10 protein-coding genes and 1 pseudogene are annotated in these 13854 nt (G+C 64.4%); 9 read left to right on the forward strand and 2 right to left on the reverse strand.

Annotation, left to right across the window (positions count from 1 at the left end; all coding sequences use genetic code 11):
* The first annotated feature begins 8 nt into the window (after positions 1-8).
* The 5 genes from rfaE1 to ABIC09_RS30175 all read left to right on the forward strand — a co-directional run bounded on the left by rfaE1 (position 9) and on the right by ABIC09_RS30175 (position 6943).
* A complete protein-coding gene (gene rfaE1, locus ABIC09_RS30155) occupies positions 9-1493 on the forward strand; it encodes a D-glycero-beta-D-manno-heptose-7-phosphate kinase (RefSeq protein WP_354083997.1) in 1485 nt (494 codons plus the stop codon).
* Positions 1490-2779, forward strand: coding sequence for an O-antigen ligase family protein (locus ABIC09_RS30160; RefSeq protein ID WP_354111534.1), 1290 nt, complete (start codon positions 1490-1492; stop codon positions 2777-2779). The genes rfaE1 and ABIC09_RS30160 overlap by 4 nt, the downstream gene beginning before the upstream one ends.
* A gap of 83 nt (positions 2780-2862) precedes the next feature.
* Positions 2863-4776 (forward strand): SDR family NAD(P)-dependent oxidoreductase, encoded by a 1914-nt coding sequence (locus tag ABIC09_RS30165; protein WP_354111535.1) that lies wholly within the window; start codon positions 2863-2865, stop codon positions 4774-4776.
* Positions 4777-4778: 2 nt separating this feature from the next.
* The gene (locus tag ABIC09_RS30170) at positions 4779-5993 is read left to right on the forward strand and encodes a glycosyltransferase family 4 protein (RefSeq protein ID WP_354111536.1); all 1215 of its coding nucleotides are present in this window, start codon (positions 4779-4781) and stop codon (positions 5991-5993) included.
* Between the two features lie 2 nt (positions 5994-5995).
* A complete protein-coding gene (locus ABIC09_RS30175; RefSeq protein ID WP_354111537.1) occupies positions 5996-6943 on the forward strand; it encodes an NAD-dependent epimerase/dehydratase family protein in 948 nt (315 codons plus the stop codon).
* Here ABIC09_RS30175 and ABIC09_RS30180 read toward each other — a convergent pair.
* Complete coding sequence (locus ABIC09_RS30180; protein WP_354111538.1) at positions 6931-7938, reverse strand: MraY family glycosyltransferase; 1008 nt, start codon at positions 7936-7938, stop codon at positions 6931-6933. The two genes, ABIC09_RS30175 and ABIC09_RS30180, sit on opposite strands and share 13 nt — an antisense overlap.
* Positions 7935-8894 carry a lysylphosphatidylglycerol synthase transmembrane domain-containing protein gene (locus ABIC09_RS30185; protein WP_354111539.1) on the reverse strand — a complete coding sequence of 320 codons (960 nt, stop codon included), beginning with the start codon at positions 8892-8894 and terminating at the stop codon, positions 7935-7937. The genes ABIC09_RS30180 and ABIC09_RS30185 overlap by 4 nt, the downstream gene beginning before the upstream one ends.
* 150 nt (positions 8895-9044) lie before the next feature.
* Here ABIC09_RS30185 and ABIC09_RS30190 point away from each other — a divergent pair.
* The 4 genes and pseudogenes from ABIC09_RS30190 (at position 9045) to ABIC09_RS30205 (ending at position 13830) form a co-directional block, all read left to right on the forward strand.
* Positions 9045-10035 (forward strand): annotated as a pseudogene (locus ABIC09_RS30190) (NAD-dependent epimerase).
* 7 nt (positions 10036-10042) lie between these two features.
* Positions 10043-11455 carry a mannose-1-phosphate guanylyltransferase/mannose-6-phosphate isomerase gene (locus ABIC09_RS30195; protein ID WP_354111540.1) on the forward strand — a complete coding sequence of 471 codons (1413 nt, stop codon included), beginning with the start codon at positions 10043-10045 and terminating at the stop codon, positions 11453-11455.
* A gap of 182 nt (positions 11456-11637) precedes the next feature.
* Positions 11638-12642, forward strand: coding sequence for a Gfo/Idh/MocA family oxidoreductase (locus ABIC09_RS30200; RefSeq protein ID WP_354111541.1), 1005 nt, complete (start codon positions 11638-11640; stop codon positions 12640-12642).
* Between the two features lie 36 nt (positions 12643-12678).
* Positions 12679-13830, forward strand: a complete 1152-nt coding sequence (locus ABIC09_RS30205) for a DegT/DnrJ/EryC1/StrS family aminotransferase (protein WP_354111542.1) — start codon at positions 12679-12681, stop codon at positions 13828-13830.
* Positions 13831-13854 lie beyond the last annotated feature (24 nt).

Below are 13854 nucleotides of genomic sequence, written 5' to 3' on the forward strand. Positions count from 1 at the left end.
CAATCACCATGCCGACGCCCATTCTCGATTTCGATGCCCTCGCGCAAGCCATCTCCGGCCGCACGGTGCTCTGCATCGGCGACATCATGCTGGACGAGTTCGTCTATGGCGAGGTGTCGCGGATTTCGCCGGAAGCGCCGACGCCCGTCATCGCGGCCCAGCGCAGCGAGATCCATATCGGCGGCGCCGGCAACGTCGCGCGCAATATCGCTTCGCTCGGGGCCCGCTGCGTCTTCGTCGGCCTCGTCGGCGAGGACGATGCAGGGGCGCGGCTCAAGGCCGCGCTGGCGGATTATGCCGGCATCGAGAGCGTACTGGTGTGCGACCCGTCGCGGCCGACCACGCGAAAAGTCCGCTTCGTCTCCGAGCATTTTTCCACGCATATGCTGCGCGCGGATTGGGAGCAGGCGATAGCGGCCTCCGACGAGGTCGAGACCAGGCTGATCGAGGCGATCCTGCCGCAGATCGCGCGCGCCGATATCGTGCTGCTGTCCGACTATGCCAAGGGCGTGCTGACCGCGCGCGTGATCCGCCACACCATCGACGCCGCGCGAAAGCTCGGCAAGCCCGTGATCGTCGATCCCAAGAGCCTGAACTGGGCGATCTATCGCGGCGCCACGCTGCTCACGCCCAACCGCAAGGAATTTTCGGAAGCCACCCGCAGCCGCGCCGACACGGTGCAGAGCATCGTCGATGCCTCGGAAGACGTGATGCGGCTGGCTGATTGCGAAGCGATCCTGGTCACCCAGGGCGAGCACGGCATGACGCTGGTGCCGCGCAAGGGTGAAGCCGTCCATGTTCCGGCTTTCCCGGTGAAGGTGCGCGACGTCTCCGGCGCTGGTGATACCGTCGCCGCCGCGCTCGCGGTCTCGATCGCGGCGGGCGCGGATTGGGACACGGCGCTGCGCGTGGCGAGTGCGGCCGCCGCCGTCGCGGTCGGCAAGCAGGGCACCGCCAGCGTGAGCGCCGACGAGCTGCGGCGAAAGATCCTGCCGCATGCCACTCTCGCGGCCGAGGAGAAGGTCGTGAGCGCGCCTGATACGCTCGAGGCCCAGCTCGCCGAATGGAAGGGGCAGGGGCTGCGCGTCGGCTTTACCAATGGCTGCTTCGACATCCTGCATCCCGGCCACGTCAAGGTGCTGACCGCGGCGCGCGCCGCCTGCGACCGACTGATCGTCGGGCTGAACAGCGACGCCTCGGTGCGGCGGCTGAAAGGCGCGGATCGCCCGGTCCAGGACGAGCGGGCGCGTGCCGAAGTGCTCGCCGCGCTCGAAGCCGTCGATCTCGTCGTGATCTTCGAGCAGGACACGCCGATCGACCTGATCGCGCGCATCACGCCGAGCGTGCTGGTCAAAGGCGGCGATTACACCCGCGAGCAGGTGGTCGGCCACGAGGTCGTCGAGGCCGCGGGCGGCACGGTCGTGCTGGTCGACATCCTCAAGGGCTTCAGCACGACGGCGCTGGTCCATCGCGCGCGCGGAGAGACGAAGTGACGGAGCTCGTCCGGGACACGATGTGGGGGACGACGCTGCGGCGCTTGCGCAGTCCGGCGGCATGGTCAGAGACGGTCGACCTGTTTGCCATCCTGACCGCGGCCTCGCTGCCGTGGTCGACGTCGCTGGCGGCCATCTTCAACGTCACGATGCTGATTTGCATGGTGCCGTTTCTCGACGTCAGGGACTTCCTTCAGTCGCTGAAGCGACCGGTCTGCGCACTGCCGATCGCCCTGTTCCTGCTCGCGCTCGTCGGCACGCTGTGGTCAGGGGCGCCCTGGGGCGCGCGGCTCTACGCCGTGAACCCGACGACGAAGCTGCTCGTGCTCCCGGTCCTGATCTATCATTTCGAACGCTCGTCGCGCGGGCACCTTGTGTTCATCGCATTTCTGGTTTCCTGTGCGCTGCTCTCGGTGATGTCCTGGCTCGTGGTTTTCCATCCCACGTTCTCCCTGAAGCCGCCTGACGAACCCAATTCGCGCGGCATCTTCGTGAAGAACTACATCGACCAGAGCCAGGAGTTCACGCTGTGCGCGGTCGCGCTCGCGTTTCCGATCGTGAAGCTGCTGCAGCAGAACAGGGTCTGGCTGGCCGGGCTGCTGGCGGCGGTCGCGCTCAGCTTCTTCGTCAACATGGCCTTTGTAGTAATCTCGCGCACCGCACTCGTGACCGTACCGATCATGCTGGCGGTGTTCGGGCTGCTGCATTTGAAATGGCGCAGCGTCCTGATCATCTTCGCTGCTCTCGTAGCCCTCGCCGCGCTGACATGGAACACCTCGTCGACGCTGCGCAACACGATTGAAACATTCTCCGTGCAGTACGAGCTCTACAAGGACAAGGGGATCCCGACATCGATCGGACTTCGGCTCGAGTTCTGGCGCAAATCGCTGGGTTTCTTTGCCGAGGCACCGGTCGTCGGTCATGGAACCGGCTCGACGCGCGGCCTGTTCGAGCTGGCTGCGACCGGCGGCCCCTACCAGGCCTCAAGCGAGGTGATCGGCAATCCCCATAACCAGACGCTGAACGTGGCCGTGCAATGGGGCGTTGTCGGCATCATCATCCTGTATGCGATGTGGGCGGTGCATCTCCTCCTGTTCCGCGGCGAAGCGCTCGCCAGCTGGATCGGGTTGCTGGTCGTTGTCCAAAACGTATTCACCTCGCTGTTCAATTCCCATCTTTTCGACTTCCATGAAGGGTGGATGTACGTGCTCGGTGTCGGTGTGGCCGGCGGCATGGTGCTCAATTCGCGCCGGAACGGCCGCAGCCCGGGAGAAGCCCGCGCCTGAGCTTCGGAGCGCTGGCAAGTCCCGGCGAGATGCGCTATCAGCGCGGTCAGGTTGTATGCAGCATTGGAGATATTCGGCCGCAGATGACGCGTCTTTCGCATCTTACCTTGCGTAACTTCCTGATCGCGCTTCACGACCTGGTGGCGACGGCCGCGGCCCTGTTCGTTGCGTTCTATCTGCGCTTCGAGGGCGGCGAGGGCTTCACGGCCCGCTTGCCGCTGCTGCTGCAGATCCTGCCCTATTTCCTCGCCTTCAGCGTGGTCGTCTTCTACGTCTTCAACCTGACGACCACGAAGTGGCGCTTCATCTCGCTGCCTGATGCGCTCAACATCATCCGCGTCGCCACGGTGCTCACCGTCGCCCTCCTCGTGCTCGACTATGTCTTTGTCGCCCCGAACGTGCACGGTACTTTCTTTCTCGGCAAGATCACCATCGTCCTTTACTGGTTCCTGGAAATCTCCGCGCTGAGCGCGCTGCGGCTGACCTACCGCTATTTCCGCTATACCCGCGTGATGCATCACGTCAGGACCGAAAATGCCGCGACGACGCTCCTGATCGGGCGCGCTGCCGATGCCGAGGTCGTGCTGCGCGGCGTCGAGAGCGGGGCCATCAAGCACCTCCGTCCGGTCGGGGTGCTGTCGCCGTCCCGGGCCGATCTCGGCCAGCTGATCCGCAACGTGCCGGTCGTCGGCGCGATCGACGATATCGAGGACGTCATCGGCAGCTTCGCCAAGCGCAACAAATCGATCGCCCGGGTGGTGATGACACCCTCCGCCTTCGAGCCGGAATCGCGTCCCGAATCCGTGCTGATGCGGTCGCGGCGGCTTGGCCTGATCGTCAGCCGCCTGCCGTCACTCGAGCAGGGGGATATGCCGCGGCTCACCTCGGTTGCGGTCGAGGACCTGCTGCTGCGGCCGAGCGAGACGATCGACTACGTGCGGCTGGAAGCCCTGATCAGGGACAAAAGCGTCATCGTCACCGGCGGTGGCGGCTCGATCGGCTCGGAGATCTGCGAGCGCGTGGTCGCGTTCGGCGCGGCGCGTCTTCTGATCGTCGAGAATTCGGAGCCGGCCCTTTATGCGGTCACCGAGGCGCTCGTTGCGCGCGGTTCCGGCGCAGAGATCGAAGGCCGGATCGCCGATATCCGCGACCGCGAGCGCATCACGCGTCTGATGGCGGAGTTCAAGCCGGACATCGTGTTCCATGCCGCCGCGCTCAAGCACGTTCCGATCCTGGAGCGGGATTGGAGCGAGGGCGTCAAGACCAACATCTTCGGTTCGATCAACGTGGCCGATGCCGCGCTTGCGGCAGGCGCCGAGGCCATGGTGATGATCTCGACCGACAAGGCGATCGAGCCGGTCTCGATGCTCGGCCTGACCAAGCGATTCGCGGAGATGTATTGCCAGGCGCTCGACCACGACCTCGTGGCGCAGGCCGGCGGCAGCAGGCCGGCGATGCGCTTCATCTCGGTCCGGTTCGGCAATGTGCTGGCCTCGAACGGGTCGGTCGTGCCGAAGTTCAAGGCGCAGATCGAAGCCGGCGGTCCTGTAACCGTGACGCATCCCGACATGGTCCGGTATTTCATGACCATCCGCGAGGCCTGCGATCTCGTCATCACGGCCGCCACCCACGCGCTCGGCGCCAAGCGTTTCGACGTTTCGGTCTACGTGCTGAACATGGGCCAGCCGGTGAAGATCGTCGATCTGGCGGAACGGATGATCCGGCTCTCGGGTCTGCAGCCCGGCCACGACATCGAGATCGTGTTCACAGGCATGCGGCCGGGGGAGCGCCTGCACGAAATCCTGTTCGCCTCCGAGGAGCCGACCCGCGACATCGGTGTCGCCGGCATCATGGCTGCGCAGCCGTACGAGCTGCCGATGCAGACCCTGCAAAAATGGATCGCGGCACTAGATCAAGCGATCGCGCGCGACGACCGGGTGACGATCAGGACCATCCTCAAGGATGCGGTTCCTGAATTCGGGTCGACCGCGGCCTGACGATGCAGCCCCGAAATAAGATCGTCGTCGCGAGCCAGCATTATCCGCCGGATCCGGGCACGACCGCCGCGATTATGGGCGAGATTGCGTGCCGCCTTGCCGCGGAGCACGAGGTCGTGGTGTTGTCGGGCTGGCCCGGCGCGCTGCCACCCTCGCAGATCGGGCCGAAAAAGCCGCGCGTCGTTGCCGTCGAGAATCAGGTCGCAGACAAGGCGGCGCTGGCGCGGCGCGGCATCTCCGAGCTGCTGTTCGTGCTGCGCATCTTCGTCGCGCTGTTGCGGCAGCTTCGGCGCGGTGACGTCGTGCTCACTGTGACCGCGCCGTTCATGTTGCCTTATGCGGTGGCGGCGGCAGCGTGGCTCAAGGGCGCTCGCTCGGCATTGATCATGCACGACCTCTTTCCCGACGTGCTGGTGATGGCGGGCCTCCTGAGGCCACGGTCGATCGTGGCGAGCATGATGCGCGCCGCCAACGGGCTGATGTTCCGCGTGCTCAATGCCGTCGTCACCATTGGCCGCGATGCTGAGCGGCCGCTGCTGAGTTATTCCTGCATGACGCGGGGCAAGATACGCTTCATTCCAAACTGGGCGACGCTCGCGCCCGGAGTACGGCCGATGACATCGGACAACCCGTTCCGCAAGATGCGCCCGGCCTGCTTCATTGTTGGCCTGTCGGGCAATCTCGGCTTCACTCACGATCCGGAAATCGTGTTCGAGGCGGCGCGCTTGCTCAAGGACGAGGCGGACATTCATTTCCTGCTTTCTGGCTGGGGCATCGGCTTCGAGCGGCTGAAGCAATTGCAGGCGGATACGAACCTGCCCAATGTCTCTTTCGTGGCGCGGGTCGAGGACGCCGAGCTTGAAGCCTTTCTGGCTGCGGCCGATCTCTGGATCATCCCGTACCGTAAGGACGTGGCTGGAGTGTCGGTGCCGAGCCGCTTCTATAATCTGTTGGCGGTCGGTCGCCCTGTCGTGCTGGTCTCGGAGGCCGAGGCCGAAGCCGCCCTGACGGTGAAAGAGAATGGACTCGGTTGGGTCGTGACGCCGGGCCGAGCCGATCAACTCGCGCGTGCCATCCGGGCGGCGTCCAGTTCGGACGCTGCCGGCATGGCGCAGCGGGCAGTGACGGCGGCGTCACAGTTCGATCGCTCCGCCGCTCTGAACGCCTACGCGGCCCTGGTCGGAGAACTGTTGCACCACTCTAACCTTTCGGAGTAACGATGATTGAGCGAAAGCCGGTCGTGCTAGTGACGGGAGCGAGCGGCTTCGTCGGCCGCCATGTAACTCCGATGTTAGTACGTGAGGGATGGTCCGTCCGCCGTGCGGTCCGCAGACCGGACGGCCTTGATGGGGAGGTTGTCATCCCATCGATTGGGCCTGAAACAGCCTGGCGGACGACGCTTGCTGATGTCGATGCCGTTGTCCATCTTGCCGCACGCGTTCATCATAAGCGTGAGGAGCACGCGGCTGATCTTTATAGAGCGATTAATATTGCTGGCACGCTGCGACTGGCGCGCAGTGCGGCGGAGGCTGGAGTTGGCCAGTTCATCTTCATCAGTACAGTTCTTGTCCATGGTCGCAGCAATGGAGGTCGCGCGCCGTTCAGCGAGGAGGATATTCTGACGCCCCGCGGCGTCTACGGCGTATCGAAGGCTGAGGCGGAAGCCGGCTTGAAAGCGTTGGCTTCCGAGACCGACATGAAAATCTCGACGATCAGACCCCCGCTGGTCTACGGCGCTGGGGCGAAGGGCAATTTTGCGTTGCTGACGCGTGCGGTCAGCTTAGGTCTGCCACTCCCCTTAGCTGCGATCCACAATCAGCGCGCCTTTGTCGCCGTGCAGAACCTCTCGTCGTTCATTCTTTATCGACTTGCACATCCAGATCCCATCAGCAATTTCGAGACCTTTCTAGTCGCCGATAATGAGCAGATCTCGACTCCGGAGTTTATTTCGCGTCTTGCCAAAGCATCCGGTACGCGTCCCAGGCTCTTCCGTGTGCCGCCAGGTTTGCTCAGCTCGCTTCTCAGCATGATCGGCCGGCAGGAAACTTATGATAGTCTGCTCGGTTCGCTCGAGCTCGACATTTCTAAGGCGATCGCCACCGGCTGGCGGCCGCAGGTCTCAATGGACGAAGGATTGCGGCTCGCGCTGTTGGCTCAAAACCGCTGAAGGCGGGAGAATCGCCAAAGGACAAAGCCGATCGCGATCGCACCGGCGAGCAGCGCAACGGACGTGACCGCTGCCGAACCGGCGCTGATGGTGCCGAGGGCAAGCAACCCCAAGATGAAATTGAGCGTGAAGACCTCGCCGATTACGCGGCGCACCGTGAAGCCGTTGTCAGTGGCGCGCTGGTAGAAATGGGTGCGATGCGCCGACCAGAATTGTTCGCGCCGGACAATGCGACGAAATAGTGTGACTGTGGAATCCGCGAGGTAATAGGCTGGCAGCAATAGCGCCGCGACTGGTTGTCCGTGCCAGGCAAGCTCGAGCAGGCACCAGCCCAGCAGAAGTCCGATCGGTAAGCTGCCGACATCGCCCAGGAACACTTTTGCGACCGGCGTGTTGAATGGTGCGAAGCCGAGCACAGCGCCGCACAGCGCAGTTGCGACCAGCGTTGCCGGTGAGGACAAGTCCCCGAGCCATCCGAGCAGCAGTAGCGCCGCGGTGACTGGCACAACCTCTGCCACCGTCATCAAGTCGAGCCCATCCATGAAGTTGACGAGGTTCACGAACCAAACGCCCGCGAGCAGGATGAGGGCACGCTCAAACGCGAGCGGTAGCGCCGGCATTATCCGCGCGTACTCGGGTACGGTGAACACGACTGCGCCGACACAAGCTGCTTGCAGCACGAGCCGCACCAGCACCGGAAGCGATACGATGTCGTCGGCAAACCCGACCAACGCGATCGCAATCGTCGCGATAACCAGCGCTGGCGGCATTGCGACGTTGGCCCAAGCTGCCCATGCCAATGCAACGACGAGCGTCGCGGCGATTACCGCTATGCCCGCGCCTTGTGGGGTCGGGATGCGATGCGAGGAGCGCACGTTCGGTCGCGCCAGCGAGTAGCGCTGGAGCAGAGGGCGGCTGGTCCAGGTGATCAACGCCGAAATCAGCGCGGCAATTGCGACGGCGAGCAGAGACGCCGGGACAGCAAGGGCGATCACTCCGGCACCCCGATCGGCGCCGAGCCCTGCGCGGCTTTCTCCGCGCTGAGGATCCAGACCAGGCCGCCGAACGCGCCGACGATGAAGGAGACCGCGCCGAACAGCAGCGAGACGTTGACGCCTTCATTGGCAGCCAACCCGGCGAAGCCGAAGGCGAGCCCCATGCTGGCCTCGCGCACGCCCCAGCCGGCGATCGAGATCGGCATCAGCGTGATCAGCATCACCGGCGGCACCAGCAGGAAGACCTGCACGAAGCTGACCGGTGCTGCGATTGACTGCACTACGCACCAGGCGATGATGACGGCAAGCACGTGAACCAGCAGCGACAGGATCGCGATAACAGGTCCGCGCGTGCGGTTGAAGATCACGCGGTCGGCGATCACCGCGCAGGCGTGGATATGGTGGGTGGCCCACCAGGCCTTCAGCCACGACCATTTCAGCGCGCCGAAGATCAGGAAGCCGATGCCGCCGGCGAGTGCCGCGAAGTCGACGAGCAGCAGCGCCGAGCGGCCGTGCGGATCGGCGATGAGCGTGTAGCTCCAGGGCAGGCTCGCGACGATGAGGACGGCCAGCGCGACCAGGCCGATCGCGCGATCGACGAAGATCGAATAGGCCGCCGCGCGCCATCCGGCGCCGGTGCGCGCCACCAGCCATAGCCGGACCGCATCGCCGCCGATTGCGGACGGCAGGGTCTGGTTGAAGAAGGAGCCGATCACGTTGTAGCGCATCGCGCGGCCGAGCTCGAGCGGCGCACCGCATGCGGCGCTGACCTCGCGCCAGCGCAGCACGCCGACGAAGATTTGCAGGAACGTCACCGCGATCGCCATGCCGATCCAGAACAGGCTGGTCGCGGTGAAGCGCGCGAGCAGCTCGGTCAGATCGACCTTGCGCAGCGCCAGATATAGCAGCGCCGCGGAGATCAGGATTTTGGTCGTCGACAGCAGGATTCGGCGCATCTCGCCCGCTTGAACAGGGTTTCGGGACAACCCGACGCGAGGCGCCGAATTCGGCCGCTTTGGTATGGTTTTGGCGCCGATCTTGCAATAGCTGTCATTGAGGCGCCGCGGGCTCACGTTAAGGATGGCTTGGGATCGCTTGGGAACAGGATGACGGATCAGGCGATTTTGGTCACGGGAGCCGCCGGTTTCATCGGCTTTCACACCGCCCGGCAGCTGCTGGCCGAGGGGCGGTCCGTGGTCGGGCTCGACAATCTCAACAGCTATTACGATCCGGCGTTGAAGCAGGCGCGGCTTTCGCTGCTCGGCAACGAGTCCCGTTTCTGCTTTGTCCAGGCCGATCTCGCCGATCGCGAGACGATGGCGGCGCTGTTTGCGCGGCATCGCTTTTCAGAGGTCGTGCATCTCGCCGCCCAGGCCGGCGTGCGCCACTCGATCGAGCATCCGCAGAGTTACGCCGATTCCAATCTGCAGGGCTTTCTCAACCTGCTCGAGGGCTGCCGGACGTGCGGTTGTCGTCATCTCGTCTACGCCTCGTCATCGTCCGTTTATGGCGCCAACACCAAACTGCCCTTTTTCCGTGCAGGACCGGACCGATCATCCCGTGAGCTTCTACGCTGCGACCAAGAAGGCCAACGAGGTGATGGCGCAGTCCTACAGTCATCTCTACCGGCTGCCGGTCACGGGCTTGCGCTTTTTTACCATCTACGGCCCGTGGGGCCGGCCTGATATGGCCATGTTTCTGTTTGTAAACGCCATCATGGCGGGCCAGCCGATCCGGCTCTTTAACCATGGCAAAATGCGCCGCGACTTCACCTATATTGACGACGTGACCCGTGTAGTGTCCAAGCTGATCGATCTTGTGCCTGCGGACAATCCGTCTGCCGCAAATGCGCCGTCTCGGGTCTACAATGTCGGAAATCACCGCCCCGAAGAGCTGATGCATGTCGTCGGACTTCTGGAGCGGGAGCTGGGTCGGACGGTGGTCAAAGAATTGCTGCCGATGCAGCCGGGAGACGTGGTGGAAACGTTCGCGGATGTCGAGGATTTGATGCGCGACACCGGCTTTGCACCGTCAACGCCGATCGAGCACGGGGTCCACAAATTTGTCACCTGGTATCGCGACCACTTCAAGGTTTGAAATGACGATGGACAAACGCATTATCCCCCTGATCATGTGCGGCGGCGCCGGCACGCGGCTGTGGCCGGCTTCGCGCGAGGTGCGCCCGAAGCAGTTTTTGCCGCTGTTCGGCGCGCGCTCGACCTTCCAGGACACGCTGTTGCGCGTCTCGGACGCTTCGCTGTTCGATCGCCCGATCGTCATCACCAATGTCTCCTATCGCTTCATGGTGCTGGAGCAGCTCGCCGAGATCGGCATCGAGGCCGACGTGATCCTCGAGCCGATGCGGCGCGACTCCGGTCCTGCGATTGCCGCCGGCGCGGCGTTCGCGCAGAACCGCAGCAGTGAAGCGATCGTGCTCGCGCTCGCTGCCGACCATGTGGTGCAGGACAAGGCCGCCTTTGTTGCGGCGTGCCGCGAGGGCCTCGTTGCCGCGAGCACCGGGCGCATCGTCACCTTCGGCGTCAAGCCGGAGCGGCCGGCGACCGAATACGGCTATATCAGCCCGGGTGAGGTGATCTCCGGCGAGGTGCACGCGGTCGCGCGCTTCGTCGAGAAGCCGGATGCCGTGAAGGCCGCCGACTACGTCAGTTCGGGCTATCTCTGGAACAGCGGCAACTTCATGTTTCCCGCCGCCCTGCTGCTCGACGAATATCGCAAGGTCGATGCGGCAAGCGTGGAGGCGGTGTCCAACGCGGTTGCCGGCGCGGGGCGCGATCTCGGCTTCGTGACGCTGGAGCCACAGGCTTTTGGCGCGGCGAAGGCGATCTCGATTGATTATGCGGTGATGGAGAAGACCTCGCGCGCAGCCGTGGTGCCGGTGTCCTGCGGCTGGTCCGACGTCGGCTCCTGGCACGCGGTGTGGGAATTGTCGGACAAGGACGCGCAAGGCAACGCCTCGCATGGCGTTGCGGTGTTCGAAGACTCGCGCAACTGCAACGTCACGACGGATTCGGCGCTGGTCGCGCTCGAAGGCGTCGATGATCTCGTCGTGGTGGCGACTGCGGACGCGGTCCTCGTATCGCGCCAGAAAGACGCCAACGGGCTCAAGCGGCTGGTCACAAAACTCAAGGCGGTCGCGCCGAAGGTCACCGAGGAGCATCTCAAGGTGCATCGGCCCTGGGGCAGCTACCAGTCGGTCGACAATGGCGAGCGCCATCAGGTCAAGCGCATCGTGGTGAAGCCCGGCGGGCGGCTGTCGCTGCAGAAGCATCATCACCGCGCCGAGCACTGGATCGTGGTCCGTGGTGCCGCCCGCGTCACCGTGAACGAGATCGTGAAGACGGTGCACGAGAACGAGTCGATCTACATCCCGATGGGCGCGGTCCACCGGATGGAGAATCCCGGCAAGATCATGCTGGAGCTGATCGAGGTCCAGACCGGCTCCTACCTCGGGGAAGACGACATCATCCGGATTGAAGACGACTATCAAAGGTCGTAACCAGCAAGCTCCGAATCACGCGATCCGGGCCTAAAAACTCCGCTTCATGCGGCTTAAGGCCCGGAGAACGTGTAATTTTTTGAATCAAATCGTGTCCGGGCAGTTTTGCCGGCATTCGCCACAAATGTGGCACCCGTGCTAGAAGCGGCCCGGGAATTTGCGGTGAATCGGGGTTCGATCAGATGAGTTCCAAAGGGTCACCACCGGCAAAGGCCGGCTTGCGCGTCGGCGTCATCGGCGCCGGCGTGATGGGCAGCAACCATGCGCGCGTGCTGAGCGGTCTGCCCGGCATCAGCCTGGTCGGCATAGTCGATCCTTCGCCGGCGCACCGCGCGCGCGCCACCGAGCTTGCCGGCTGCCAGGGCTTCGAGACCATCGAGCAGCTCTTCGCCGAAGGCGTCGATGCCGTCACCATCGCGGCGCCGACCCATCTGCATCACGAGGTCGCGCTCGCCTGCATCGCCAAGGACATCCATGTGCTGGTCGAGAAGCCGATCGCGTCCACGGTCGCCGAAGGCCGCGAGATCGTCGCCGCCGCGCAAAAGGCCGGCGTCACGCTGATGGTCGGCCATGTCGAGCGCTTCAATCCGGCGGTTGCCGCCGTCAAGCAGGCCATTGCGGGCGAGGACATTCTCTCGATCGCGATCACCCGCGTCGGTCCGTTCCCGCCGCGCATGTCCAATGTCGGCGTCGTCATCGATCTGGCCGTGCACGACATCGATCTGATCCGCTGGTTCACCGAATCCGACATCGTCGAGGTGCAGCCGCAGCTCTCGAGCGCGGTCGCCGAGCGCGAGGACATCGCGCTGCTCCAGTTCCGCACCGCCAGCGGCGTGCTCGCCCACATCAACACCAACTGGTTGACGCCGTTCAAGGCGCGCAGCGTCACGGTCGCGACCCGCGGCAAATACGTGATGGGCGATCTCTTGACGCGTCAGGTCACCGAATGCTTCGGCTTCAAGCCCGATGGCAGCTACTCGATGCGGCATCTGCCGGTCGGCCATGACGAGCCGCTCCGCGCCGAGCTGATCGCCTTCCTCAAGGCCGTGCGTCACGGCGAGACGCCGGCGGTCACAGGCGACGAGGGCGTCGCCAGCCTCGAGATCGCGACGCAGTGCCTCGAGACGCCGTCGCGGCCTGCAGCCACGTCGGCCGCCCTCAAGGGCCCGCGCCGCGTCGCCGGCTAAAACCCTTTGTCTATGTCGACCACGCAAGAAGGCGTCATGAACCAGCATCTGCGTTCCGAACCCATTCCCTTTGTCGACGTGGCCTCGCAGCGCCGCCGGCTCGGCGCCTCGCTCGATGAAGCGGTCAAGCGCGTTCTCGACCACTGCCAGTTCGTCAATGGTCCTGAGGTCGCCGAGCTCGAGGCGCAGCTTGCGGCCTATTGCGGCGCCAAGCACGTCATCGGCTGCGCCAGCGGCACCGATGCGCTTCTCATGGTGTTAATGGCGAAGAACGTCGGTCCCGGCGATGCCGTGCTGTGCCCGTCGTTCACCTTCATCGCGACCGCGTCGCCAGCGGCGCGAATGGGCGCGACGCCGGTCTATGTCGATGTGGACGAAGCGACCTTCAACATGAGCCCGGAGTCGCTCAAGCGCGGCATTGCGACCGCGCGCAAGGCTGGCCTGAAGCCGGTCGCGGTCATTCCGGTCGATCTGTTCGGACAGCCTGCCGACCACGATGCCATCGCCGAGATCGCCAGCGACGAAGGCCTGTTCGTGATCGATGATGCCGCGCAAGGTTTTGGCGCAAGCTACCAGGGTCGCAAGCTCGGCACCTTCGGGCTCGCCACCACGACCAGCTTCTTCCCGGCAAAGCCGCTCGGCTGCTTCGGCGACGGCGGCGCGATCTTCACCGATGACGACGAGCTCGCCGCAACGCTGCGCAGCATCCGCGTGCACGGGCAGGGGGTCGACAAATACGACAACGTCCGCCTCGGCCTGACCGGCCGGATCGACACCATGCAGGCCGCGATCCTGATCGAGAAGCTGAAGATCTTCGACGACGAGATCGCCGCCCGCAACAAGGTCGCCGAGCGCTACGCGCGGGGCCTGTCCAACGTCGTGACCGTGCCGCGTCTGGCGCCGGGCAACACCTCGGTCTGGGCGCAGTACACGATCCGTCTCCCTGAGGGGACCGACCGGGATGGCTTCGCTGCCGCGCTAAAAGCCCAGGGCGTGCCGACCGCGATCTATTACGGCAAGTCGATGCATCAGCAGACCGCCTACAAGCAGTATCCGGTCGCCGACGGCGGCCTGCCTGCTTGCGAGAGCCTGTCGCAGGACGTCATCAGCCTGCCGATGCACGCCTATTTGACCGAAGCCGATCAGGAGCGAATCATCGCCGCCGTGCGCGGCGCGCTTTCGGCCTGATTTGCCCTGATTTTGCAGCGAGCT

Source organism: Bradyrhizobium sp. S3.12.5 (assembly GCF_040548225.1).
Classification (GTDB): Bacteria; Pseudomonadota; Alphaproteobacteria; order Rhizobiales; family Xanthobacteraceae; genus Bradyrhizobium; species Bradyrhizobium cytisi.